Origin of the sequence: Halpernia sp., assembly GCF_048269545.1 — a bacterium.
Taxonomy (GTDB): domain Bacteria; phylum Bacteroidota; class Bacteroidia; order Flavobacteriales; family Weeksellaceae; genus Halpernia.
Window position 1 is genome coordinate 1 of record NZ_JBLXIJ010000007.1, and the last position, 24,733, is coordinate 24,733.

The 24,733-nt window shown below is 32.8% G+C and carries 23 protein-coding genes, 1 pseudogene and 1 riboswitch; of the genes and pseudogenes, 14 read left to right on the top strand and 10 right to left on the bottom strand.

Features of this window, described 5'->3' with window-relative positions; translation table 11 throughout:
• Nucleotides 1-94: 94 nt before the first annotated feature.
• From ACN0WB_RS08985 to ACN0WB_RS09005, 5 genes and pseudogenes are all read left to right on the top strand, one after another.
• Complete coding sequence (locus tag ACN0WB_RS08985) at nt 95-514, top strand: hypothetical protein (protein WP_417430965.1); 420 nt, start codon at nt 95-97, stop codon at nt 512-514.
• Nucleotides 515-516: 2 nt separating this feature from the next.
• Nucleotides 517-1,191 carry a hypothetical protein gene (locus tag ACN0WB_RS08990; protein ID WP_417430967.1) on the top strand — a complete coding sequence of 225 codons (675 nt, stop codon included), beginning with the start codon at nt 517-519 and terminating at the stop codon, nt 1,189-1,191.
• A gap of 15 nt (nt 1,192-1,206) precedes the next feature.
• A complete protein-coding gene (locus ACN0WB_RS08995; protein ID WP_417430969.1) occupies nt 1,207-2,475 on the top strand; it encodes a tyrosine-type recombinase/integrase in 1,269 nt (422 codons plus the stop codon).
• Nucleotides 2,476-2,686: 211 nt separating this feature from the next.
• Entirely contained in the window at nt 2,687-3,043 is a 357-nt protein-coding gene (locus ACN0WB_RS09000; RefSeq protein ID WP_417430971.1) for a hypothetical protein, read from the top strand.
• 53 nt (nt 3,044-3,096) lie between these two features.
• A pseudogene (locus ACN0WB_RS09005) lies at nt 3,097-3,456 on the top strand (transposase); the annotation flags it as partial.
• Between the two features lie 257 nt (nt 3,457-3,713).
• On the opposite strand, the gene ACN0WB_RS09010 reads toward ACN0WB_RS09005, so the two are convergent.
• The 5 genes from ACN0WB_RS09010 to ACN0WB_RS09030 form a co-directional block, all read right to left on the bottom strand.
• Nucleotides 3,714-4,079: a hypothetical protein gene (locus ACN0WB_RS09010; protein ID WP_417430973.1), complete on the bottom strand. Its 366-nt coding sequence runs from the start codon at nt 4,077-4,079 to the stop codon at nt 3,714-3,716.
• A 173-nt stretch (nt 4,080-4,252) separates the two neighbouring features.
• Complete coding sequence (locus tag ACN0WB_RS09015) at nt 4,253-11,125, bottom strand: polymorphic toxin type 23 domain-containing protein (protein WP_417430975.1); 6,873 nt, start codon at nt 11,123-11,125, stop codon at nt 4,253-4,255.
• Between the two features lie 62 nt (nt 11,126-11,187).
• Complete coding sequence (locus ACN0WB_RS09020; RefSeq protein WP_417430977.1) at nt 11,188-11,655, bottom strand: T9SS type A sorting domain-containing protein; 468 nt, start codon at nt 11,653-11,655, stop codon at nt 11,188-11,190.
• Between the two features lie 4 nt (nt 11,656-11,659).
• Nucleotides 11,660-12,712, bottom strand: a complete 1,053-nt coding sequence (locus tag ACN0WB_RS09025; RefSeq protein WP_417430978.1) for a hypothetical protein — start codon at nt 12,710-12,712, stop codon at nt 11,660-11,662.
• Nucleotides 12,713-12,740: 28 nt separating this feature from the next.
• A complete protein-coding gene (locus ACN0WB_RS09030; protein ID WP_417430980.1) occupies nt 12,741-12,950 on the bottom strand; it encodes a hypothetical protein in 210 nt (69 codons plus the stop codon).
• A gap of 250 nt (nt 12,951-13,200) precedes the next feature.
• Between ACN0WB_RS09030 and ACN0WB_RS09035 the strand changes: the two genes are divergently transcribed.
• From ACN0WB_RS09035 to ACN0WB_RS09055, 5 genes are all read left to right on the top strand, one after another.
• Complete coding sequence (locus ACN0WB_RS09035; protein ID WP_417430982.1) at nt 13,201-13,464, top strand: hypothetical protein; 264 nt, start codon at nt 13,201-13,203, stop codon at nt 13,462-13,464.
• Nucleotides 13,452-13,574 (top strand): hypothetical protein, encoded by a 123-nt coding sequence (locus tag ACN0WB_RS09040; RefSeq protein WP_417430984.1) that lies wholly within the window; start codon nt 13,452-13,454, stop codon nt 13,572-13,574. The genes ACN0WB_RS09035 and ACN0WB_RS09040 overlap by 13 nt, the downstream gene beginning before the upstream one ends.
• 25 nt (nt 13,575-13,599) lie before the next feature.
• On the top strand, nt 13,600-13,866 hold the full coding sequence (locus tag ACN0WB_RS09045; protein WP_417431177.1) for a transposase: 267 nt from the start codon (nt 13,600-13,602) through the stop codon (nt 13,864-13,866).
• Between the two features lie 139 nt (nt 13,867-14,005).
• Nucleotides 14,006-14,452 (top strand): DDE-type integrase/transposase/recombinase, encoded by a 447-nt coding sequence (locus ACN0WB_RS09050; RefSeq protein WP_417430986.1) that lies wholly within the window; start codon nt 14,006-14,008, stop codon nt 14,450-14,452.
• Between the two features lie 26 nt (nt 14,453-14,478).
• A complete protein-coding gene (locus tag ACN0WB_RS09055) occupies nt 14,479-14,709 on the top strand; it encodes an integrase core domain-containing protein (protein WP_417431179.1) in 231 nt (76 codons plus the stop codon).
• A gap of 374 nt (nt 14,710-15,083) precedes the next feature.
• Here the strand turns inward: ACN0WB_RS09055 and ACN0WB_RS09060 are convergent, their stop codons facing one another.
• Nucleotides 15,084-15,770 (bottom strand): hypothetical protein, encoded by a 687-nt coding sequence (locus ACN0WB_RS09060; protein WP_417430988.1) that lies wholly within the window; start codon nt 15,768-15,770, stop codon nt 15,084-15,086.
• Between the two features lie 281 nt (nt 15,771-16,051).
• Between ACN0WB_RS09060 and ACN0WB_RS09065 the strand changes: the two genes are divergently transcribed.
• The 4 genes from ACN0WB_RS09065 to ACN0WB_RS09080 all read left to right on the top strand — a co-directional run bounded on the left by ACN0WB_RS09065 (nt 16,052) and on the right by ACN0WB_RS09080 (nt 19,261).
• Nucleotides 16,052-16,819 carry a phosphatase PAP2 family protein gene (locus tag ACN0WB_RS09065; protein ID WP_417430990.1) on the top strand — a complete coding sequence of 256 codons (768 nt, stop codon included), beginning with the start codon at nt 16,052-16,054 and terminating at the stop codon, nt 16,817-16,819.
• 12 nt (nt 16,820-16,831) lie between these two features.
• The gene (locus ACN0WB_RS09070) at nt 16,832-17,272 is read left to right on the top strand and encodes a DUF2147 domain-containing protein (protein WP_417430992.1); all 441 of its coding nucleotides are present in this window, start codon (nt 16,832-16,834) and stop codon (nt 17,270-17,272) included.
• 143 nt (nt 17,273-17,415) lie between these two features.
• Nucleotides 17,416-18,792 carry an alpha-amylase family glycosyl hydrolase gene (locus ACN0WB_RS09075; RefSeq protein ID WP_417430994.1) on the top strand — a complete coding sequence of 459 codons (1,377 nt, stop codon included), beginning with the start codon at nt 17,416-17,418 and terminating at the stop codon, nt 18,790-18,792.
• A gap of 4 nt (nt 18,793-18,796) precedes the next feature.
• On the top strand, nt 18,797-19,261 hold the full coding sequence (locus ACN0WB_RS09080; protein WP_417430996.1) for a hypothetical protein: 465 nt from the start codon (nt 18,797-18,799) through the stop codon (nt 19,259-19,261).
• Nucleotides 19,262-19,265: 4 nt separating this feature from the next.
• Here ACN0WB_RS09080 and metF read toward each other — a convergent pair whose 3' ends face one another.
• From metF to ACN0WB_RS09100, 4 genes are all read right to left on the bottom strand, one after another.
• Entirely contained in the window at nt 19,266-20,222 is a 957-nt protein-coding gene (gene metF / locus ACN0WB_RS09085; protein WP_417430998.1) for a methylenetetrahydrofolate reductase [NAD(P)H], read from the bottom strand.
• 175 nt (nt 20,223-20,397) lie between these two features.
• A complete protein-coding gene (gene metH, locus ACN0WB_RS09090; protein WP_417431000.1) occupies nt 20,398-23,106 on the bottom strand; it encodes a methionine synthase in 2,709 nt (902 codons plus the stop codon).
• Nucleotides 23,096-23,461 (bottom strand): four helix bundle protein, encoded by a 366-nt coding sequence (locus ACN0WB_RS09095; RefSeq protein WP_417431002.1) that lies wholly within the window; start codon nt 23,459-23,461, stop codon nt 23,096-23,098. Before ACN0WB_RS09095 ends, metH begins: the two co-directional genes overlap by 11 nt.
• A 22-nt stretch (nt 23,462-23,483) precedes the next feature.
• A complete protein-coding gene (locus tag ACN0WB_RS09100) occupies nt 23,484-24,497 on the bottom strand; it encodes a homocysteine S-methyltransferase family protein (protein ID WP_417431004.1) in 1,014 nt (337 codons plus the stop codon).
• A gap of 60 nt (nt 24,498-24,557) precedes the next feature.
• A riboswitch (SAM riboswitch) is annotated at nt 24,558-24,666 on the bottom strand.
• Nucleotides 24,667-24,733 lie beyond the last annotated feature (67 nt).

Genomic DNA, 24,733 nt, shown 5'->3' on the forward strand with positions numbered 1-24,733 from the left:
AGCAAATATAGATATTATTCTATATTTACAAAAATAATAATGATATAATTCAATATTAAATAATATGACAATTACTGAAAGATTACAGAAGTACATGGTACACAGAAACTTAAATGCAAATAAAATGACAGTAGATGCTGGACTGTCTGTGGGATTAATTGGTCGAGCGATAAAAAACGATTCTGGTTTAAATTCTGAAACTATAGAGAAAATACTCATTACCTATACCGATTTAAATCCGGAATGGTTTGTTTCTGGAAATGGAGAAATGATCAGGACAAATAATCAAACGATAAACAGTAACGGTTCAACCAACAGTGTAAACAGTAATATAAATGGAAATATTAGTGGTAACGTAACGATCTCTCACAGCGAGTTTTCCAATATGATCGATTTGCAAAAAGGCTATCAGGAAATCCAGAAGGAATTTGCCGACAGATTAAAGACAAGTCAGGATCAATTAACCGAATGCATGAAGCAAGTTACGATAGTTTTAGAACTTTTAAAAAAATAATAATGAAGAAGATTATAATTTTAAGTTCACTTTTAATTGCGGGAAACTTTTTTGCTCAAAAGAAAAAATCAGCCATCAGCGATTGGAAGAATAAAGATTCTGAGATTGCGAATACAATTTTTTCTAAATCTGGACAAAAGTCAAAATCTTCTGATAACATAAAAAAGGATTTAATAGAATTGCAGAAAATTTTAAAAATTGAAATCATTAATGAAGGAGATTGGGAAAAACTAAATCAAATTTCTTGGTTTCGTTTTGTGAAAATTAATGACGGAAATTTTAACCAGATTATTAATTCTGAAAATTTAGATTTGGTGGCAAATTCTGATATCACAAATAATTGGAAAGATGAGAACGGCAATATTAGTTTTAGATCAATTTCAGAACCTCTGAAAATTTCACAAGAATACAATGGTAAAAAGAATGAAAAAGGACAATTAAATACACCTTTAACTGCAAATGAAATTTATGAAACATCCGCTCCTGTTTCATCCTTTTCCTTCCAAATTTACACCCATCGAAAAGATAACAATTCTACTATTTCCACTAATTTGACCAAAACAATAAATATTTACGAAAATAATATTTTGGTGAAAACCTTTACTTATTCCTATGAAGATTTAAAAAAAGTTGGAGGTATTTCGGTGAAAAATTTCAGTGTAGGTGAATTAAAATAATCTAAAGCAGACTAAATGGAAGTTAAATATCATGCTCAATTTTTACTGGATAAAGAAAAGGATAAACCGACAGCAAAAGTTCGCTTCCGAATAAAATGGAATGAAAAAGTTGTAGCATTTAATCTAGGCTATAGAGTTGATATTGAGAAATGGAGCGTGGAAACACAGCGTTGCAAAACGAATACTACTCACGGAGATAAAAAGGTATCAGCCAGCATTATAAACAAATCAATTCAAAAATTTGAAAAGGTTTGTGCGGATATATTTAACGATATTCAACTTAATAATCTTGATTTAGATAAGGATGGATTTAAGGATCAATTTAATGTGGGAATGGGTAAAATTTCAAAGAATCAAATTTCAAAAGAAAAAACATTCTTTGAAGTGTTCGATATGTTCACATTGGAAGAATCGAGAATGAATATCTGGACGCCTGCAACAGTCGCTAAATTTCAAACAGTAAAAAACCATTTAGTAAAATTCAATCCGGAATTAACCTTTGAGTTTTTTTCTGAAGAAGGTTTATTTAAATATCAATCCTTTTTACAAAAAAATTTAAAATTTAAGAATTCAACTGTTCTAAAACAATTTTCATTTTTAAGGTGGTTTTTACGATGGGCTACCAAAAAGAAAATAAACGTAATAAATGACTACGAGTTTTTTCGTCCCAAATTAAAAACAACCCAGAAGAAAATTATATTTCTAAATCAATTAGAATTAAAAAAATTAAGAGAATATAAAATACCGAAACAGAAAATCTATCTCGAAAGGGTTCGGGATGTATTTCTCTTTCAATGTTTTACAGGACTTCGATATTCTGATGTTGCCAATCTTCGAAAAACCGATGTAAAGAAAAGCACAATTGAAATTACAACTGTTAAAACTTCTGACAGTTTAATAATTGAATTGAATAAATTCAGCAAAGATTTATTGACTAAATATGCTAATTCTTCCCTATCTGAAAATAAAGCATTCCCTGTAATTACAAACCAAAAGATGAATGATTACTTAAAAGAACTGGCGGAATTGGCAGAAATAGACGAACCAATAAGGCAGACTTACTACAAAGGAAATCAACGAATTGATGAAGTGCTCCCAAAACATTCTTTACTTGGCACACACGCTGGAAGAAGAACTTTTATCTGTAACGCTTTATCATTAGGAATTTCACCACAGGTTGTTATGAAGTGGACTGGCCACAGTGATTACAAAGCGATGAAACCTTACATTGATATTGCCGATGAAACAAAAATAAATGCGATGGAGAAATTTAATATGCTTTAAAATTTTGAATATGAAAAATTTTGAATCACTAAAAACATAGCAAATATTGCAGAACCTGTCGCATTTTAAATTTATCTTGCGATATATTTTTGCAACTGAAAAAATGAGAGATTATTTAAAGTTTTAAGATTGTAGTACAAATGTTAGTTTGTGTCATTTTAATTGAAAATATTTTTTGCCCTAAGAACCGCATATTTGTAAAAAATTAAATTTGGGCATCTATACTATTTATCACAGCAATGTAAAACTCTGCTATTCTCTTGGGATTGAAAAACAAATTTTCCTTGAAAATTTTTTAGAAAAAATCCCTAAAACAACCTCCCATTATTGGAAAACAAAAAAAGCAGAAGATTTTTGTGGTTCGGAATATGAAGAAATATCTAATTGTAGTTTACAGAAACTCAAAATTATTGCAGAGATTAGAGCAAAACATTTGCTGAAAGTTTTCGTTTCTTTTTGCAGGCTTTACTTTTTTGTTTTAAATATTTTAGGCGTTAAAAATTTTCAAAATTTGGCTGTCTGTAAATTTGCTTCTTCTCATATCCTAAAATTAAGTGTTTTTTGTTAATAATTTTAGGGTAATAACTTGTCCAGTTTCTAGGGGGACTTACAGTTCCTGGTGTTGGGAAAATTACAGCATTGCTTTTAATATGTTTTACCAATGAGTTTACCATGTTTAAAACACCTAGAGAATTAGCTTGTTATTGTGGTGTTGTACCATTTGAACATACTTCTGGGAAAAGCGTAAGAGGTAAACCCAAAGTCCATTTTATGGCAAATAAGAAACTAAAGAAGCAACTTCATATGTGCGCATTATCAAACATTGCACACAATACAGAAATGAAAACCTATTTTGACAGAAAAGTTAAAGAAGGAAAAAATAAAATGTTGGTTTTAAACAACATAAGAAATAAAATTGTGCATAGAATTTGCGCTTGTGTTAGAGAAAATAAAATGTATGAGCTGAGAAACGTAGCCTAAATTTTATAACTTTACAAAGTCAAAGCGAAGCGGAAACAGGCTCTGTTGGGGAACAACCTGCGAGGAATAAACTTTGATGCCGACGAATAATAAAAGGAAGGTTAAATTCCTTCCTTTTACCTTTATTATTCAGAGGCTTTATATGCCTAAGAAAACCCCACAAAGTTTTTGCAGATTTATTTGGTTATGACATAGTAATCGGGTCTATACCAATTCTATAATTTCTGTAGCCAAAGCAAGGAGCGTCTAATATATTATTACCAATCGGGTTTATATTGCTTCCAATCTTCGGGAATTTTTTCGGATTTTTGATACACATAACAAATATACTCAGAGGGGTTAAATAACAAAGTATTTCCTTCTTCAAGTAAATACAGTTTATCTCCCTCTACTTTCAAACGATAAGTTCCTTTAAATAGATTCCCATTTTGGTCTGCAAATTGAGAATCAATTTTTATAATATTATTATTCAAATAAACAATTCCTCTTTTCCCAGAAATTTGAGGATTGGGATTTACCATTCCAAAACTGAAAAACCTAACTCGACCATTTTCATAAAACTGTATTTTTCTATCTACATCTGATCCAATATCTCTAATTTTATTAAAATTTTTATCTGCCATGTAGAAGTCAATTTTTTTATAAAAACAAGAGATGTCTATTGATTTGAAAATTATAGGGTTAAACTTATCAATATTTTTAAATTTTTTAGTCAGCACTTTTGTTCCATTTTCTAAGCGCTTTGCTTGTGCACATGAATGAATAAAAACAGAACTAAACAATATTATTATAATTCTTACCATGATGTAAATTTATTTCTTGTTTGATATTGAAAATATGACTTCATTCCTCCAGATAATACTTGGAAGCCAGGTTGTGGAGAAATCCATTGATGAGCTAAAACATTTTGAATAGGGTGTCTTACATGCCTATCAGAATCTATACCTATTCTATAATTTCCCCATCCAATATAAGCTGCCCCCAATCTATATCTTGGTCCAATTTCTTCTACTAATCCATATTTTAGTTTTGCTCCATATCCCCCATCTATATAATCACCCCAATTATTAGCTCTACCTAGTTCCATTCCTATCATTGTTGGGTAATCATGACCTAAGTTCTCATAATAGCTATTACTATATCTTTCTCCTGTAAATAAATTAAATCCAGCATGAAAGTCTCCAATATTTACAGTCATTGCGGCTGTTCTCCATCTGTCATTGTTATCTCCTAAATGAGTACCACTTGGTCCAGAAGCGAAAGGACTACCATCATTTTCATAGGTTAAAGAAAAATCTCCGCTTCCTAAACCTATAATTCCAGTTTGTTGAGGATGTAAACCACTCCATTTGTTGGTTCCCAAGCTCATACTAAAAGCTTTACTGCTATAACCAAGCATTGCAGATTTTCTGTATTCCCAACCACTTGCTCCACTTCCTGCATGTCCTCCATAATGCATTAAACCAAAACCTCCAGATATTGAAAAATCTCCTGCATGAAAAGTAGCACTAATATTTGCGCCAAATCCCCATCCATTTCCTATTGCTATACTTGGTGAAATACTGAAATCAAAATCTTCAATGCTAATGTTCATAGGTGGTATGACACAGGAAATTGCCGTATTAATGGCAGAATTTCCTACAAAATTCCACATTACCGAGGAAACTTTTCCGCTTGCTAATCCTGCGGTATTATAACTTATCCACCCCATTATTGCAAACTGAAAACCTGCCTTCACAGCACTCCATCCCCATTGACCTGTCATTATACCATGAGAAACATAGCCTATTACAAAACTAGCGGCCGCAACTATTAAATCATCGATTCCAAACCATTCTCCATTGGAATCACTATATATCAAAGGATTATTTAAGACATACCCGTACTTGTTATAGTTTTGGGTATTGGTAGGATCCTGTATGTTTTCATCTGCGTTTAAGAACCTGCGAAGTAAAGGATCATATAATCTACCATTCATATGGATGATGCCCACTTCGGCAAAATGCTCATGTGAGGTGTAACCACGGTCTATTAATAACGCCGTATTATCAATAATATTTTTATCGGTGATAATTGCACCGGTGCCTATTTTGAGGTGGGTGAAATTACCCCAGGCATCATAATGCCTTTGCTCTAAAGCATTGCCGTTTTCATCTGAGACCGCTAAGATACTGCCCAGATAATCCTTGTGCAGAAACTTATACGACCCCTTCGTCTCCGTGTAATTTTTAATAAAGACGATGTTGCTGTCATAAGGTGTACCTCCTATGTAAAGCAGATGCTTTTCTTTGCCCGTCACATTGTCCTTTAAGATCTCATAACTACCGTCTTCACTATAAAACTTTGTAAATTTTCCCTCCTGGTCGGCAGCAAAATTACCGCCATACGTTACACGCTGTCGCATAGCCGTAAGACCATACTGGAAGGCTACATCTCCTTTTATCCCATCTATAAATATCGGATCATTATTCTCGTTATAAGAAATAGTCTGGATAAGATCGTTATTATAATTTGCAGTTCCAGCCGCATTCAATACTACACTCGAAGGGCGATAAAGCGAAGTGGTGTTTTCAAACTTAATAGTTCCTACCTGGTCATTTGAAGTAATTCTTCCTTTTATATCATAAACGTTGTTAGACAATACACCAGTCTTGGGATTTGTCCAGTTGAGAAGCCTGTTATTATCATCATAGGTAAAAGACTCGGAAAGATTAAAATCCCCACCTCGCGTTCTGTGGGTAAGTTCATTTTTAATGGCGTTAAACGTGTAGCCCATTTGCAGAACCGTGTTGCCACCAACGGTTTTTGTGTGGGACGTGTTTATTAAAAAATAATTGGCATCATAAAGATTATTAATAGTAGTACCACCCAGTTTTGCGGATTTAACCAAACCTTTGGCGTTCGTCTCATCTAACTGCCATAATATTTTTCCTGAAGTTTTATCTTTTACTTGGTAAAGATCTCCACTCCAAGAAGAATAAACATTTTCTATAGTAACCTTGGTGAGGATACCGGAAGAATATAAACTTTTTTCGTAAGAAGAGACGCGCGCTTTATCATCATAGGTGATGCCTTTCTGCATAAAGTATTTGCCGTTGCTGCTCTCACCTGAAGAGATTGTTTTACCCTGGCTGTCAAAATTGATGTATGAACTGAAAGCCTCACCTTTAGAAGTTCCGGATTTACCAATGACCCTGCCTTTATCATCATAACTAAAAGCGATGACTTTATTGGTAGAAGTCCCGTCAGTGGAGGTTTCTTTTTGGGTGATTAATTGCCCTAAAGAATTATAAGTATATTCTTTGGTTCCTTTCGGACTTTTGATTTTTGAAATGGTTCCGAAGTAACCTTGGTAGGTATATTCGTACACACCGTTTGAGGGATCGTCAAATTTAATTTTATTACCCCAGGCGTCGTAAGTAGTCTTTACACTATTGGTGTCATACTTGGCTTCGGTCTGTTCGCCGGCGGCGTTATATGCAAAAGTAATGGTTCCGCCCTTGTCGGTGGTACTTACAACATTCCCAAGCGCATCCGTAGTTTTAGTATTGGTTCGGTTATAGCCATTCAATTCTTTTACAGAAGTGGTTTTACCCGAAACCGAAGTTTCCATTTTCTTTCCGTTAAAAGCGGTTGCTGTTGCCTTTCCGGGGTAAACAGTGTCATCATAGGCGATCACGTTCCAGCGTGGTGTTTCTGAACCTTCAAAATAAGGCTCTGAATCTTTGGTTTTTCTGCCCAAAATATCAAACTCAACCGATTTAGAAGTATAAACCCCTTGCACAAAGCCTTTGGTGGTAGATTTGTAATTTTGACCTAAATTATTGGTATAGGTTATTTTCTGATCATTGTCAGGTGAGTATTCGGTTACTTTAGTGTCACCATTCCCTAATTTTTCATAGGTATAAGAAGTGGTACCACTGAGATTATTTTTTGTTGTCAGTAATTTCCCCCAGGCATCATAAGTGTTTGTTAATTTATTTAATAGAGGATTGATTTGAGTTAGAACCTGGCCCCAATCATTATAGGTGATATTGGTTTCCAAACCAAGATTGTCTGTGGTCTTGGTAACAAATCTTCCCTGTGGCTCGTACGTGCTTTTGATAGTCTGTTTATTTGCATCGATACTATTACTTGATACTTTTTGGGTAATATTCCCGAAGCCATCGTAGGTGTACTTTTCCTGTAACCAGCCGGTATTATCCCTATTCCAGGTTTTTTGTGTATCTAAAAGGTTATTAGCATAGGTGTAATCTACTTTTGCAGATTTAGTATCTCCATAAGCCACCATTGTCTCAGTCTTAGACTGGGGACGACCCACAAAATAGTCTTTTCCAACTCCTGTTAGATTATGCGTGTAATCTAAAGTTGTTGTTTTTATACCATATCCACTATTAATATTTGAAATGGTCTTGTTTGGAAGATAATAACTACCGTACTCTACCGTGTCGGTAGTCGTATCGTTTGTGATAAAGTTTTTCGAAGTTGTAGATGTTGGAACAATTGCGGTAACAATTTTTGTTTTGTTGGCGTCTGAAATAGTTCCCGTCTGAACTACATTATTAAGTAGTTTATCCGTTTTGTAGGTGGTTGATTTAAATGATGTTAACTGTGTATTGTTAACAGATAGATCTGTTGGAAATATTTGGGATTCAATGTTAGTATGAATCGACCATTCTTTTACAGGAACGCCCTCATTTAGTGGGTCTATTTCTGCGCCACTCCATATCTTTGTATTCTCAAATCCTGCCGCATACCAAGAAGAACGGGCAGTCTGCCGGAAACCAATCATACCACGTCCTTGAAGATGCGTAATCATTCCACGATAACGGAAATCCTGTAATCTTATAAGTGGTGTACCATTAACCGTGATATTTTGCTGAAGTTGTGATACTGCAAAGGACTGAGAAACTTTATCCAATTCAACATAAGGATATTGCTCTTTTTTTACAGGTGCATAAAAATTAGGATTTACAGTTGGATCTAGTTCTTTATAATCTATTTGTGTATTGATGCCACCTTGCGTAACAGAGTTTATATTTTTGTCATTTGAAAGACTATAATGGTTATAACTAATAATTTTTCGGTCATTTGCATCGGTCAAAGAATTAGAAATAAAATTAATTTTAGAAACAGTATTATTTATTCTAAAATTACCATATACAGGTGTCATTTGTGTTCCACCTTTTAAATTTGTAAAAAGAGTTGTCATTTTATATGACCATCTGAATTGAGGATTAGTAGGATTATACTGAAATTCAGAATACTTCCAAAGTATTAAATTACTAAATCCGCTTCCTTGATAGTTATAACCAGCATAAAAATTTACAAAATCAGATTTTCCATCATTATCTAAATCAACCATACCCGGGTAAGTGTAATCTTGATAAGTATTTGAAGGGTTATCATTCTTGTAATAGGAAGCAAAACCTTGTAAAAATTCTGATAAACCTGCACCATTATTAAGATATATTGACCAACCTTGGTTGTAAACAGAACTCTGTGAACCTTTATTTAACGGTGCTAAAATTTCAATGTTTCTGTCTCCGTTCAAATCCCCAAATTGAATTGCGTCTGTATATCCTTTAACTAAAAAAGTGTTTTTTAATGCAACCACATAATTATTGTTACTTTTCTTTATTGAATATTGAAAAACATCATTTAATGGAGTTGAAACTGTTTGTTGTACAACTTCTCCAGTTAGCCCTTGTTTAGTGTAGAAACTGACCGATTCATTTGTTTCTTTTGCTTTAATTGAGATAATATCTTGTACACCATCATTATCAAAATCCAAAATAGAAGATTTTGCAAGAATATCTTTATCTGTTGGTGGTAAAATAGTATGTATGGTATTTGCAATTAAATCACTATTATCAATTACAATAGTTCTATAGCCGAGATTATTACAAAGCCATGTCGTTTTAAGTGGATCTTCAACTATTACTCGTTGATAACATTTGGCATCAGCGACAGAGAAGATAAGTTCTGAAAGCCCATCTGAATCTATATCAACTTCTTTAAAATCGATTGGTTGAGATTTTTTAGACTCTGATATATAATTATAACTTGGTGGCGTAATTGAATATAAGTTGTCATCAAAATTAATTTGGCTTGCATTAATTGTTTTTGTATATTCGAGTACCAAGGGATTAGTAGTAGTGTTCAAGACAGACGAATCACTTTTAATAGAATAATAGTTTAATTCTAAATTACCAGTTGTATGTGGATCAGAATTATTATTGCTTGTAATAATAAGACCTTGTTTAGGTTTAATATAATTATCAGCAGGCTTAATATTAAATGTTAATAAAGTTGAGGTTAAGTATGCGCTTGATGGTCCCAAATAAACATAAGGGGGAGCGGTATTATTAATTGCATCAAAATATATGTAATCGCCTTCAGGTTTTCCATTTTGTGCAGGTTGTCTTAATATAAAATCAATAAAACCATCCCCGTTGTAATCACCTGATGTTATGACATTTTGAAAATCTCCAAATGGTTTTTCGCTAGTGCTTGTAACTAAAGATTTTGTAGTAAATGTGATAGGATTTGCTGATTCATTCTGTGAGTTGAATTCCTGTACGCTTTTTACAAATTGATAGCTAAGTGTATTCGTGGTGTCATTATTAATATTTGGACTTTCATAATTAACCACATACTTTTTAAACTGTGCTCCATTTGTGCTAACAAGAACATTTTCCAGTAATTTGTCTTGAATAAATTCAACTCCATTTACAAAAGATTGTTCTTTTAAAATTCTTGCAGAATAATTAAATTCTATTTTATTGAAATTTTGACTTCCTGCGACAGTTTCATTTGCACCCCATTGCACATTTGAAATAACTGCTACATTATTACTTTGGGTATAGTTGTAAGTTATATAATTCCCCTGCGCATCTTTCCATTTTACAATATTATATTCAATGGGCGTTCTGGCTGTGCTTGCACCAGTAGTTGTTGCGCCATACCAAGCCTGCGATCCGTCTTCAAAGGTAACTTCCCAATATTCCGGACCCGTCCATAATTGACCGGTAATTGAACCTAAAGATTTTATTAAAACATTTGAATATTTTTCAGTTGTATAAGTTGCCCCAGATTTTCCGTAAGTTGCAGGGCTATCACTTTTTAGAATAAGTCTTTGTCCGTTAAAAGAATAATAATCTGAATAATCCAGATTTATTCCAGCAACCTCGCCATCCTTCTCAATGGTTTTTCCCATTCGAGAGATACTGGAAAGTCCCGATATACTCCAACCATAACCCGCAATTCCATTTCCCGACCCACTTGTGTACACCAAGTTAACCTGTGGTGCCACACTTTTTATTCCCGGTGGAAGGGCAATTGGTAAAGTGTACTGTAATTGGCCTCCACCCGTCACATCAATATTTCCCTGGGTATCGTGGAATTTATTCGTTGGCGTGTCGGTTGTGCCAGAAGGATTAGCACCTCCTGCTCCAGAATCAACCGGACTGCCTCCAGTATCAGTAGACGCACCTATTTTAGCAATAAAGGGATTTGATGTGGTAGAAACGGCTCTAAAACCTGGAGTTAAAATAACAGCCTGTGGATCCTGAACCGTTCGCGTAGTTGTTTCAGTCTGATTAAGAATGGTTTGGGCATTGCAAAGCAAAGAAAGTGCGGATGCAACGAGGAAGTATATTTTTTTCATACAGGATAATAAGTATGTTATTTTTTAATGCTCTTAAAAAGAAATAATTAGAGAATTCTAAATTATTGTTTGATGATATTTTTTGAAATCACGCGGCCGTCCGTCAGTTGAAATCTCACGATGTAAACCCCCATGTAATAACCGGTCATATCAATTTCGACTTTTCTGTTAAGTTCGGGTTTGTTTTCCCTTTGGAATGCCCAGTGTACTGTGCTATGCTCGTACAAACTTACATTTTGAATGAGGCCATCTACTTCCTCTGCCCATTCAATTGTCAAAATTGTTTTTACCGGGACTGGATAGATATTTACTTTGGAGAGAAAAAGATCATCTTCATTCACTTGCGGCGTTGCGCTTGTTTCAACAAGTGGCGTCTTATTCTCTCCATTCGTAATCCGGTTTGCATTGATATCTGTTCCCCTGTATTTCTGGTTTCCTGCTTCATCATATTTGAAGTAAACCTCAGTTTGTGAATAAGCCAATATCCCTATAAATAAGGTAAATATGCTAAGTGGTTTTGTTTTCATCATATTTTTATTTTGATAGAAGTTGCTGTAATTTTTGTTCCAAAGCTTCTATTTTTTCAGATTGAAGCCTCAGCGTTTTATTTTCTTCTTGAAGTTCTTTTATTTGCTTATTCTGCTCTATAGAATACAAAGTCAGTTCTTCTATTTTTTGAAGAAGTTTTATTTGAAATTCCCCCACATTTACGCCCTCTTTTTCCATTTCTTTGGCTGAAGCGATTTCTGGTAAATGTTTTTTCTCTTTGATGTGTTTTTCTACTTCTTCTAATGTTGGAAGTTGGTAATCTTCTTCAAATACAAAATCTGCCGTGGGTGTGGTGGTCACTTTTATCTCTTTGGCTTCTAGTTTGGCAGCAATTTTCACATTATCAGAAAATGCAGCTTTTCCTTTAACATCCAAATTATATTCTGGGTTATCTGTTCCAATTCCAACCATTCCATTTTTAAGTGTTAATTCATTCATATATTTACTGTAGTAAGAACTTAAAATCAATGAGGATTTTGAATTCACCCCTGAGGCAAACTCGAGGGAACTTTTAATTCTTGCTCCAGGACTATCACTAGCAAAAGATGTAAAATAAATGCTACTGCCCGCTCCACCAATATTCGTGATGTTTCTTAAAACAATATTTCCACTTACATCTAACCTCTCGGTTGGTAAATTATTTCCTATCCCAACACTTCCATTAAAAATGGCTGATTTATCCACAGCATTAAATTTGACGATAGGAGTGGAATAATTACCAATAAAAAAGAAATCCAAATCATTTGCAGGTCCATGAGCACCAAACCCTCCAAAATTTGTTAATGCATCCGGACTAGAAAAATAATATCCCCTCGTCCAAGGGGCTGAGTAAGCTAACAATGATGTTCCAGCTATGGGGAGATCTTTATCAACTAAAAATTTATTTTGAACATCAAATGTTGCTATAGGTTGAGCATTTACTCCAACATAATTGGTTCCATTTGTTACTGTATTAACATTTCCGTTGGGCGTAAAAATTTGTGCATTAAATATTGTGAAACACCCTATGTTTAGAAATAAAAGAAATATTTTTTTCATGTTTATTGTTTATAATTATCTTATTAATTTATATGAAATTTAATTTTGAGTATAGTTGACGGAAATACAAAGTCTGGATATAGCTTCCCGAAACTAAATATTGTCCATCAATAGTAAGAGAAATGGGCGCGAGAAAATCTTGCGAGGAAGATTGAATGTTTTTCTGCCAAAGCACGTCTTGTGACTGCAAGCCTATTGTACCGATAAAAATAGAAAGGCAATAGTAAAGTTTTATCATGAGCAGATAATTGTTTTATTGAAGGCGCAAATTTAAGAATTTTTTATGATTAAACTTGATTTTTTAACAAAATTTAACAAACGAGGGTCATTTTTTATGAAATTGGGGTTAATTGCAAAATTGCATTTGGAAATCTGTTTACCAATATCCAAATAGTAGTCTAATTAAAAGTTTACCAGTAGTGCATTATAAAAGGTTATTCATAATACGATAAAATCTTATATTGTATTGATTACCAATCGGATACACTATGAATAACCTAGATGCAATTTACGATTTTATTATAAATGAATTAAGAAAATTGTCGAAGAATGAAAACTTTTATTTTAAACCTATTAAACCTAAACTTTCTGATTTAGAATTGACTGCTATAAATATTTCCGCAGAATACCTGTCCATAGATTCTGAATATCAATTGTTTAGATATCTGGAAAATTCAAAATTGAAAAATTTGATTGAGAGAGCGTTTATAATCGGAGAAAAACAAAATTATTCTCTCATATGGAGAATATAAGAAAATCGATAGTTGCAAAATTTAATGAAAGTGGAACTGCATTTATTGTTGTAATGACCTTCTCCCGAAAAACAGCAACAATTAAAAGTAGAGATTTTTCGATAAAATAATTAATTTTAAACAAAGAAAAATCAGATAAAAAAGAGCAGATTTACAGAAAGTCAGATTGTTTTCGCCTTGAAACAGACCGAGACGGGAGTAAAAGTAGAAGAAGTATGCCGCAAAATGGGCATCAGTGAGGCAACTTTTTACAATTGGAAGAAGAAATTCGGAGGATTTAGCATAACGGAACTTCGCCGTTTACGTCAGCTGGAAGAAGAGAACAGCCAACTCAAAAAGCTGGTAGCGGATCTAAGTTTGGATAAGCAGATTCTTCAGGATGTTCTGAAAAAAAAGTTCTAAAGCCGGTTCAGAGGCGTGAACTGGCGAAAGGAATACAGCAGGATTACCGGGTTTCTCAGCGAAGAAGCTGCCGTTTGGTATTTTTACAGCACAGTGTTTATTATTACCATCCACACCGGAGAGATGACACGGCTCTGAAATGAGGCTCATAGAACTATCCAACATTCGTGTGCGCTACGGCGTGCAGCGTTTACATATTCTCCTGAGACGGGAAGGATGGAAAGACAATCACATAAGGATCTACAGAATCTATTGTGAGGAAGGTTTGAATCTGAGGAGAAAACGAAACAAAAGAGTAAAATCTGCACGCTCCAGGGTTCCTACCAATGGCATTGCTTCTAATTTACACGAATGCTGGAGCATGGATTTTATGAGCGATGCCTTGTTTGACGGCAAGAAATTCAGGATCTTAACTTTAGTGGAAAATTATAGCCGTAAATCTTTAATTCTTCATTCCGGAATCTCCATTAAAGGAGAGGATGTTGCAGAAATATTAAAAAATGTTACCTTTGAGCAGCAAGCCTGTCCCAAGCGAATTAAGATTGATAATGGACCGGAGCTTATCAGTAAAGCATTGGACAGATGAGCTTATGAAAGAAAAATAGAATTGGAATTTTCCAGACCGGGAAACCTACGCATAATGCATTTATAGAGAGTTTTAACGGATCATTAAGGGATGAATGCCTTAATGTGAATTGGTTTTTACCGCTGGAGGATGCACAGCAAAAGTTGGATGTGTGGAAAGAGGATTATAACAGCTACAGACCTCATAGCTCATTGGGAAATTTAACGCCAAACGAGTTCATTGAAAATAGTCAAAAAATACAAATTTCTCTACTTTAGACTGTTCCATATATCGGGGGGAGGTCATTTAACCAAAAACTCTACTTTTGAGTGTATCTAAGAAAGAGGAGATTACACTCCGCTTAAAGTTCACATCTTTTCTTTTTTCTTTCATATATTATTTTACTCAAAACTGAAATATTGATGCGGTATAATCTAAATTGTAATTAGTCCCTACTTCCAAAATCAGGGACTAAAACAGGGATTGTTTAATGGTTTTTATAATGGTTTACGATTGTTCAAATTTATTTAAGTTGCTTATTTTCAGCGAAATGATGTTTTAAAATGGTTTATTGGTTTCTACAATTATTCCCTCCAACTCCACAAAAAAACCACTTTATAAAAGTGGTTTTTTAATTTTAATGGTGATTAAATTACAAAATCTCTGCTAATTTTTGTAAATCTTTCGAGTCAGATAAGTCCACTCTATTATTTTTAAAATATTGAGTAATTATCTCTTTCTTTTCTGGATACATCTCGATTAGTTTTTTCTTATTAGAAGGCATTTCCACTATTTCTGCATCTCCTTTTTTAATGAAATAAACTGGTTTATCTTTAGAGAAATTTGCATTAGCCGCTTCATCATAAGACGTTCTTGCTGGTTTTGCTTTATTATAAGTAATGTGCTCCTTTCTATAAATTTTAACTGTGGGCTTATCAATTATTTCATATAAATAACCTGTAATTTTAGTATTATTATAATTATAAGTTACTAATTTCAAATGAAGATTTAACGCTTCAAAATAAATATCAGAAAATTTTGGTAATTTTAATAGTGCTAAATTTCCATTTTCGGTTTCATATTCCACTTCATCGTTATTTGCATTATACCGCATTTTTGTAGTTCCTTCTACTCCCTTCACTTTTGCATCCATGAATGGATAAGCATAAGGTGTTCCATCAATATTTTCATTATTATTCAACAATTTATGTCCTTCTATCCCGGAATAAATTCCGTCTATTTTATTTGTTGGAAAAGGTGTGGGAAGGTCACGTGGTTTCTGTGCTATATTCTTACTAAAAGTAAATATTAAAAGGGGAATAATCAATAATTTTCTCATTTTATTTTGTTTTATTTTGTTTCACTTTATTTATTACAAATATAATTTAATTTTTAAATGATTTACAATTACTTCAAAACGAATACCAAGAAGCCAATACATTCATTTTAATTTATTTAAAATTAACTTCAATATAGTTAGAAAAACTGAGTTATTTTTTTATTGTACAATCTTTTATTTTAATATATCTTAGAACAAAATATGATAGATATAAGTTATTTAAAAAGTGCTTCTAAAAAGTTGAATATATTAAGCAATTTAATTTTTTATAATTAAAGTTTATGTATCGAAAACCATTTAAAACAGAAACTAAGAAATTTAATTCGATTATAAAATCGAGCGCATTACTGTTTATTTTAATTTTTAATACCGGATTTTCTCAAAAAAATTATCCAAAAGACAGCTCAAAAATTCAAGAAAAAACTTTAAAAATAAAACAATTTATTTTTCCTGCAACTTTGGTTACCGCTGGTTTTATCTCATTATCAAATCCAAAACTAAATGAATCGATAAAAAATAATATTCAAGAAAAAAATTCCAATTTTCATACAACAATTGATAATTACACAGAATTCATTCCTGGGGCAGCTGTTTTTGCACTAAATGCTTTTGGCGTAAAAGGAAAACACAACTGGAAAGATGCAGCATTAATTTACGGAACCTCTCTTGCAATTACAGCCACTGTTGTTTTTTCATTAAAATCTATAACACGCGAACAACGTCCAGATTTTTCTGATAATAATTCTTTTCCATCAGGTCATACTGCAATTGCTTTTGCTTCCGCCGAATTTCTTTGGCAAGAATATAAAAATTCTCCGTGGATTGGTTTTTCAGGTTATACAATTGCAATTGCAACAGGTGTTTTGCGAATGTATAACAATAAACATTGGTTTGGTGACGTACTTGCAGGTGCAGGATTTGGAATTGCTTCTGCGAAACTGTCATATTATTTATATGATAAAATTTTCATAAAAAAAGGTTGGAGTTTTACATTTTATCCAATTTACATTAATAATATCGCAGGATTTTCTTATGTTTATCGTTTTTAAAATCCCATTTGTATGTACAAACAAATTACTTTACTTTTTTTATTAATCTTTTTCTGTGCATCTTCTCAAATCAATAAAGATGATGTTTTAGGTAAATGGATGGCGACTGACAAAACCGTCGCTGTTCATATTTATAAAAACGGGAATGATTTTAAAGCAAAAGTAATTTGGTTTGATGATGGTTTTCCTAATGATAAAGTAATGAATTACCAAAAAGATTCTCTCAACCCAAATCCTAAATTAAGAACGAGAAAAGTAATTGGTTTAGATGTTTTGCAAAACTTAAAATTTAACGATAAAAAACAAATTTGGGAAAATGGGAAAATTTATGATAGCTCAAGTGGAAAAACTTGGGATGCTTTAATGCACTTAAACAAAGATGGGCAACTTTGTGTTCGCGGTTATTGGAAATGGGCATTACTAGGAAAAACCATCTATTTCAATAAATTTTAGTGCTTATATCTAATCGGAAATTAAACCGAATTTTAGATATTTCAAATTTGTTACAAAAACTTTAAAACTAAAACCATTAATTCTTCAAAATTTGGTGTTCGATTTGGTTTTTAAATTTTCTTATATTTATTAAAATTAAGACAATGAAATATTTCACAGTTTTTTTTATAATATTTTTTAATTTTTCTTTTATTAATGGGCAGATTAAAGACGATTTAAAAAATTATCAACCAAAACCTTTCGTCAATCTCACACATCCAGAATGGAGCAAAAACGCTACAATTTATGAAGTGAATGTCCGACAATATTCAAAAGAAGGAACTTTCAAAGCCGTTGAAAATGATTTACCGCGAATCAAAAATTTAGGAATTGACATCATTTGGTTAATGCCAATTCATCCAATTGGTGAGAAAAACCGAAAAGGAAGTTTAGGAAGTTATTATTCTGTAAAAGATTTCCATGGCATAAATCCAGAATTTGGGACGATGCAGGATTTTAAAAATTTGGTTAATAAAATTCACGAAATGGGAATGCACGTAATTATTGATTGGGTAGGAAATCATTCTGCATGGGACAATCCTTTAGCAAAAGAGCATCCAGATTGGTACACAAAAACCAAAGAAGGAAATTTCCAACCAACGCCGTGGTATGATTGGAATGATGTAATTGATTTTGATTATGACAATCCAGAATTGCGAAAATACATGACGGAATCTTTAAAATTTTGGATTACGAAAACCAATATCGATGGTTTTAGATGTGACACCGCAGGTTTTATGCCGACCGATTTTTGGGACGAAGCACGAAAAGAATTAGACGAAATAAAACCCGTTTTTATGCTTGCTGAATGGGAATCTCGTGATCTTTTGAAAGATGCTTTTGACATGGAATATTCTTGGAGTTTGTATGAAAAAATGAAAGATGCAACCACAAGAAATAAAGGCATTGCAAATTTGGTAGAATATCTCGCACACGACGTGAATACTTTTCCCCGAAATGCTTACAGAATGACTTTTGTAGAAAACCACGATATGAATTCTTGGAACGGAACGCCACAAAAAAATTTCGGTGCAGGATTAGAAACGGCAATGGTTTTTGCTGCAACTGTGAATGGAATGCCGCTTGTTTACAACGGACAAGAAGCTGGATTGGATAGAAGTTTAAAGTTTTTTGATAAAGATCCAATTGTTTGGAAACCTCATCGAAATTTTAATATTTATCAAAAATTATTTAAATTAAAACACGAAAACCACGCGCTTTGGAACGGAAAATATGGTGGCGAAATGATAAGAGTTGTAAATGATAAACAAGATAAAATAATTTCGTTTTATCGTGAAAGTTCTGGCGATGCAGTTTTGCCGATATTTAATTTTTCAAAAGAAACGCTTACTGTAAATTTAAATAGCGCTTATTTTAAAGGAATTTATACTGAACTTTTTTCAGAAAAGAAATATAATTTAGGGGATGAAACTTCCTTGACAATGAAACCATGGGAATATTTAGTTTTAGTAAAAAATTAAAATTATGAAATATTTAATTCTATTTTGTCTCTTTTTTTTAATTTTTAATTCTTGTAAAAAGGATGAAAAAATCAATGAAAATAGTGTGCAAAAAGATTCATTAGTGATTAAAAAAGATTCTGTTTCTCTTGAAAATCCTCCTCTAAAAGTGGAACCTTTAGACATTTCTGCAGAAGTTGGAAAAACTATTTTTAGCCAAGACAAAAACGTTTTATTTTATTTTAACACCAGAACTAATTCTGGAGAAATTAAATTGAATGGCAAATCTTATAATTTAGACATGCTAAATTTCATCGATAATAATTATTATATTTCCGGAGACTATATTAAAATTTCTGCTAAAGATGGAAATTTTCAAGAAATGACAAGTGATTGTCTTTACGGTAATTTCCCTGAAGTAAAAGTGGAAGTTGGAAAGCAAGAATTAATTTTAAAAAACATTTCAGTTCAAGATTGTCCTGCTTATTAAATTTCTAAAAAACCTCTTTTAAAATCCTTTCTAAAGTTTCACTTTTTCCCATTGAATAATAATGCAAAACGGGCACGTTATTTTTCATTAAATCTTTGCTTTGTTCAATGCACCATTCAATCCCGATTTCTTTTGCAGCTTTATTATCTTTAGATTTTGCCACGCCAATTACCAAATCATTCGGTAAATCTACTTTAAAACGATGCGGAATCATACTTAATTGATTTTTGCTCACCAAAGGTTTAATCCCCGGAATAATCGGAACTGTAATTCCTGCAGCGCGACAATTTTCTACAAATTCATAATATTTTTGATTATCAAAAAACATTTGCGTAATAATATAATCTGCACCTGCATCTACTTTCTTTTTCAAATGATGCAAATCTTGCTGAAAACTGGCCGCTTCCATGTGTTTTTCTGGATAACCTGCAACGCCAATCGCGAAATTTGTAGCACTGCTATTTTCTAAAGTTTCATCTAAATATTTTCCCTGATTCATTTGTGCAATCTGCTCCACTAAATCTTTTGCAAAAACATGTCCATTTTTTTCCGGTTTAAAATACGTTTCTGTTTTCACGGCATCACCTCGCAAAGCAACTACATTTTGAATACCTAAAAAATCAACTTCTATCAAAAAATTCTCTGTATCTTCTTTGCTAAAACCACCGCATAAAATATGTGGAACCGCATCTACATGATATTTATTTTGAATCGCGGCACAAATTCCGACAGTTCCCGGTCGTTTTCTAACGACTCTTTTTTCTAAAAGTCCGTCGCCGCGCTCAATATATTCATATTCTTCTCTGTGATAAGTGACATCAATAAACTTGGGATCAAACTTCATTAAAGGTTCAATTGCATCAAAAATAGATTGTATATTTTGACCTTTTAAAGGCGGTAGAATTTCAAAAGAAAAAATGGTTTTGTCTTTTGATTGGTTGATGTGGTCTGTTATTTTCATATTTATAAGTTCGAGCAAAGCAAAGCATTTTTAGCTTTCTCAAATTTTCAGTTTTTTAATTTATAATTTTTTAAGAGCTATTGGACTACGTAGAAAACAATTTAATTATTTTTACTTGTAGCTTTTTTAAAAAATTCACTTTTCATTTTCACCTTTTTACTTTTACCTTAAACTTTTATTCAGCCAAACTAGAACTCAGCCATCGTTTAGCATAATCAAAATCTACATTTTTGCGATTCACATAATCTTTCAATTGGTCTTCTTTTATTTTTCCTACACCAAAGTATTTCGCTTGCGGATTGGCAAAATAATATCCAGAAACTGCGGCAGTTGGAAACATCGCCATACTTTCCGTCAGTTCTAAACCGATATTTTCTTTTACATTTAATAATTCCCAAATTGTTGGTTTTTCTAAATGATCTGGACAAGCTGGATAACCTGGAGCAGGACGAATTCCTACATATTTTTCTGAAATTAAATCTTCATTTGGTAAATTTTCGTTTGCAGCATAACCCCAAAATTCTGTGCGGACTTTATAATGTAAAAATTCTGCAAATGCTTCCGCGAGTCTGTCGCCCAAAGCTTTTACAATAATTGCATTATAATCGTCACCTTTTTCATAAAAAGTTTGTGCAAATTCTTCACATCCGAAACCTGTTGTTACAGCAAATGCACCGACATAATCTTGTTTTCCAGATTCTCTTGGTGCAATAAAATCACTTAAAGCAATATATTTTTTTCCGGCAGATTTTTTTAATTGTTGTCTTAAAGTATGAAATTTCTTAAATTCTTTTCTGTTTTCATCAAAAACTAAAATATCATCTTCGTTGTTAGAATTAGCTGGGAAAATTCCGAAAACACCTTTTGCAGTGAATTTCTTTTTAGAAATAATTTCTTCTAATAAAACTTTTGCTTCTTGGTAAATAATTTTGGCTTGTTCTCCCACCACTTTATCTTCTAAAATCTGTGGAAATTTACCGTGCATTTCCCACGCTCGGAAAAACGGCGACCAATCCATAAAAGGTAATAACTCAGCTAAATCTTGGTTTTCAATTACTTTTACACCTAAGAAATTAGGTTTTGTAATTTCTTCATTTTTCCAATCAATTTCAATTTTCTCTTTTCTGGCAGTAGAAATTGATACATATTCTTTCTCAATTTGACGGCTCAAGAATTTTTCTCGAAAATCAATATAATCCAGTTTTAAATCTGAAATATATTTTTCATTATCTTCACTTAATAAAGCGCTTACAACGCCAACTGCGCGAGAAGCATCATTTACGTGAACCACAGTTTGATTGTATTTTGGAAATATTTTCACAGATGTATGTGCTTTAGAAGTTGTAGCGCCACCGATTAATAAAGGAAATTTTAAGTTTTGTCTTTGTAATTCGTCCGCAACATGAACCATTTCATCTAAACTTGGTGTAATTAAACCACTTAAACCAATTGCATCTGCATTATTTTCAATCGCTGCAGCAATAATTTTTTCCGCAGGAACCATCACACCCAAGTCTATTATTTCATAATTATTACAACCCAAAACAACGCTCACAATATTTTTACCAATATCATGAACATCGCCTTTTACAGTCGCCATTACGATTTTTCCATTGGGTTTCGCTTTTTCATCTTTTAAGGCCTCAATAAATGGTTGCAAATACGCAACTGCTTTTTTCATTACACGCGCAGATTTTACAACTTGCGGTAAAAACATTTTCCCACTTCCAAAAAGATCTCCAACAACGCCCATTCCGGTCATTAAATTAATTTCAATTACATCTAATGGTCGTTCAGAAAGTTGTCTGGCTTCTTCTACATCTTCAATAATAAAACGATCCGTTCCTTTTACCAAAGCATGTGTAATTCTATCTTGTAAAGGATTTTTGCGCCATTCTAATTCTTCAACAACATCCTTTTTTACAGATTTTACTCTTTCCGAATAATCTAAAAGTCGTTCTGTGGAATCTTCTCTTCTATCGAGCATTACATCTTCTACCAACTCCAATAATTCTTTTGGAATATCATCATAAACCGTCAATAAACTTGGATTTACAATTCCCATATTCATTCCCGCTTTTATAGCGTGGTAAAGAAAAACGGAATGCATTGCTTCGCGCACATTATCATTTCCTCTAAAAGAAAAAGACACGTTAGAAACGCCTCCGCTCACAGAAACGTGAGGTAAATTTTCTCTCACCCATTTTGTAGCATGTATGAAATCCAGAGCATTTTGTCGATGTTCTTCCATACCAGTTGCGACAGGAAAAATATTTAAATCGAAAATTATATCTTCGGGTGAAAAATGAACTTCATTAACCAAAATATCATAACTTCTTTTGCAAATCTCAATTCTTCTATCGTAATTATCGGCTTGTCCCTTTTCATCAAAAGCCATTACAATAACTGCGGCACCGTATCTTTTGATTTTTTTTGCGTGTTCAATAAATTCTTTTTCACCTTCTTTTAAACTGATGGAATTTACGACACATTTTCCCTGAACAACCTGTAAACCTGCTTCTAAAATTTCCCATTTTGAAGAATCTATCATAATTGGGATTCTGGAGATATCCGGTTCTGAAGCAATTAAATTTAAAAATTTAACCATGCAATATTTTCCGTCGAGCAAACCGTCATCAAAATTGACGTCCAGAATTTGCGCACCATTTTCAACTTGTTCACGCGCAACATCTAAAGCATCTGAAAATTTTTCTTCTTTAATTAATCGAAGAAATTTTTTGGAACCTGCTACATTAGTACGTTCTCCAACATTAATAAAGTTGGATTCCGGAGTTATAATTAAGGGTTCGAGACCAGAGAGTTTTAAATATTTAGTTGTCGGTTGTCGGTTGTCGGTTGTCAAATCTATTGTATTAATTTCCATTATTTAAATTTTTATAATAGTTTATAAAGCCGTTTATTAACTTTTTGCATAATAATATTTGACTTGAGATTTCTGTAATTTGTAAATCAGAAATATACTTTTGATCTAATGTTAAATAAATCTGAGTTTCCAATTCATAAAGGGATCCTCTTGAAATATGTAAAAATTGAATCGTATCATTTGAAGTCCTTCTTCCACAGCCTTCTGCAATATCTGAAGGAACAGAAACTGCGCATCTTCTTATTTGGTTCGTTAATCCAAAAAGTTCTTCTTTAGGAAATGTTTTTGTCTTTTCGTAAACTAAATTTCTTAACTTTCTTGCTTCCTTCCAAACCTCTAAACTGGTAAATTCCATAAACTTTTTATTAAATAAATTTTTAAAAACTGACAACGGTCAACTTTCTTGGTTCATAATCTTTCACTAAATCTGCAATTGCTTTAATGTGTTCTGGTGTTGTTCCACAACAACCACCGATAATATTTATTAAACCTTTATCAACAAATTCGCGAATTTGTTCTGCCATAAATTCTGGCGATTCATCGTATTGTCCGAAAGCATTTGGTAAACCTGCATTTGGATAAGCAGAAATAAAAAATTCTGAATTATTGGAAAGACTTTCTAAATATGGAGTGAGTTGTTTTGCACCTAAAGCGCAATTAAAACCAACACTCAATAGATTTAAATGAGAAATTGAAATTAAAAATGCTTCTGCTGTTTGACCGCTCAATGTTCTACCGGAAGCATCTGTAATCGTTCCAGAAACCATAATTGGAATTTTGAGATTTCTTTCTTCTTGAATTTCATCAATAGCAAAAAGTGCAGCTTTTGCGTTTAAAGTATCAAAAATAGTTTCTACTAAAAGTAAATCTGAACCACCGTCTAAAAGTGCTTCTGCTTGCTGTTTGTATGCAATTCTCAATTCCTCGAAAGTAATAGCACGAAAACCAGGATCATTCACATCAGGCGATAAACTCGCAGTTCTGTTAGTTGGTCCAATTGAACCGGCCACAAATCGAGGTTTTTTAGGGTTTTTTAAAGTAAATTCTTCACAAACTTTTTTGGCAATTTTTGCCGATTCAAAATTCAGTTCGTAAACTAAATCTTCCATTTGGTAATCTGCCATTGCGATGGTCGTTCCAGAAAAAGTATTGGTTTCGATAATATCTGCGCCGGCCGCTAAATATTTTCGATGCACCTCTGCTATTGCTTTTGGTTGCGTTAAAGACAGTAAATCGTTATTTCCCTTTAAAGAAAATTCCCATTCTTTAAAACGTTCGCCGCTATAATCTTCTTCTGTAAATTGATAGCGTTGCAGCATAGTTCCCATTGCGCCATCTAAAACTAAAATACGTTTTTGAAGTTCTGTTTGTAGTAATTGTAGAGAATTCATTTTCAATTTTTAATAATTTATAAAATTGAAAATGATATCAAGAATGATAGAAATAGATTGTTGTCATCTGCTTCCGCTAAAACGGAATAGAACGTAGCACCTTTTCTTAAAAAAAGATAGGTTGCTAAGGTTTCAAAGGGTCTAATCCCTCCACCTTTCTGGATAACATTTTCAATATTTAAAAGAACAAATCTGTTGCAAATATAGTAAGTATTTAATTAAAATTATAATAGATT

Excerpts from the sequence above, each read along its gene's own strand:
- ACN0WB_RS08985 (WP_417430965.1), top strand. The coding sequence starts at position 95 with ATGGTACACAGAAACTTAAATGCAAATAAAATGACAGTAGATGCTGGA.
- ACN0WB_RS08990 (WP_417430967.1), top strand. The coding sequence starts at position 517 with ATGAAGAAGATTATAATTTTAAGTTCACTTTTAATTGCGGGAAACTTT.
- ACN0WB_RS08995 (WP_417430969.1), top strand. The coding sequence starts at position 1,207 with ATGGAAGTTAAATATCATGCTCAATTTTTACTGGATAAAGAAAAGGAT.
- ACN0WB_RS09010 (WP_417430973.1), bottom strand. The coding sequence starts at position 4,079 with ATGGCAGATAAAAATTTTAATAAAATTAGAGATATTGGATCAGATGTA.
- ACN0WB_RS09015 (WP_417430975.1), bottom strand. The coding sequence starts at position 11,125 with ATGAAAAAAATATACTTCCTCGTTGCATCCGCACTTTCTTTGCTTTGC.
- ACN0WB_RS09020 (WP_417430977.1), bottom strand. The coding sequence starts at position 11,655 with ATGATGAAAACAAAACCACTTAGCATATTTACCTTATTTATAGGGATA.
- ACN0WB_RS09025 (WP_417430978.1), bottom strand. The coding sequence starts at position 12,712 with ATGAAAAAAATATTTCTTTTATTTCTAAACATAGGGTGTTTCACAATA.
- ACN0WB_RS09030 (WP_417430980.1), bottom strand. The coding sequence starts at position 12,950 with ATGATAAAACTTTACTATTGCCTTTCTATTTTTATCGGTACAATAGGC.
- ACN0WB_RS09035 (WP_417430982.1), top strand. The coding sequence starts at position 13,201 with ATGAATAACCTAGATGCAATTTACGATTTTATTATAAATGAATTAAGA.
- ACN0WB_RS09040 (WP_417430984.1), top strand. The coding sequence starts at position 13,452 with ATGGAGAATATAAGAAAATCGATAGTTGCAAAATTTAATGAAAGTGGA.
- ACN0WB_RS09050 (WP_417430986.1), top strand. The coding sequence starts at position 14,006 with ATGAGGCTCATAGAACTATCCAACATTCGTGTGCGCTACGGCGTGCAG.
- ACN0WB_RS09060 (WP_417430988.1), bottom strand. The coding sequence starts at position 15,770 with ATGAGAAAATTATTGATTATTCCCCTTTTAATATTTACTTTTAGTAAG.
- ACN0WB_RS09065 (WP_417430990.1), top strand. The coding sequence starts at position 16,052 with ATGTATCGAAAACCATTTAAAACAGAAACTAAGAAATTTAATTCGATT.
- ACN0WB_RS09070 (WP_417430992.1), top strand. The coding sequence starts at position 16,832 with ATGTACAAACAAATTACTTTACTTTTTTTATTAATCTTTTTCTGTGCA.
- ACN0WB_RS09075 (WP_417430994.1), top strand. The coding sequence starts at position 17,416 with ATGAAATATTTCACAGTTTTTTTTATAATATTTTTTAATTTTTCTTTT.
- ACN0WB_RS09080 (WP_417430996.1), top strand. The coding sequence starts at position 18,797 with ATGAAATATTTAATTCTATTTTGTCTCTTTTTTTTAATTTTTAATTCT.
- metF (WP_417430998.1), bottom strand. The coding sequence starts at position 20,222 with ATGAAAATAACAGACCACATCAACCAATCAAAAGACAAAACCATTTTT.
- metH (WP_417431000.1), bottom strand. The coding sequence starts at position 23,106 with ATGGAAATTAATACAATAGATTTGACAACCGACAACCGACAACCGACA.
- ACN0WB_RS09095 (WP_417431002.1), bottom strand. The coding sequence starts at position 23,461 with ATGGAATTTACCAGTTTAGAGGTTTGGAAGGAAGCAAGAAAGTTAAGA.
- ACN0WB_RS09100 (WP_417431004.1), bottom strand. The coding sequence starts at position 24,497 with ATGAATTCTCTACAATTACTACAAACAGAACTTCAAAAACGTATTTTA.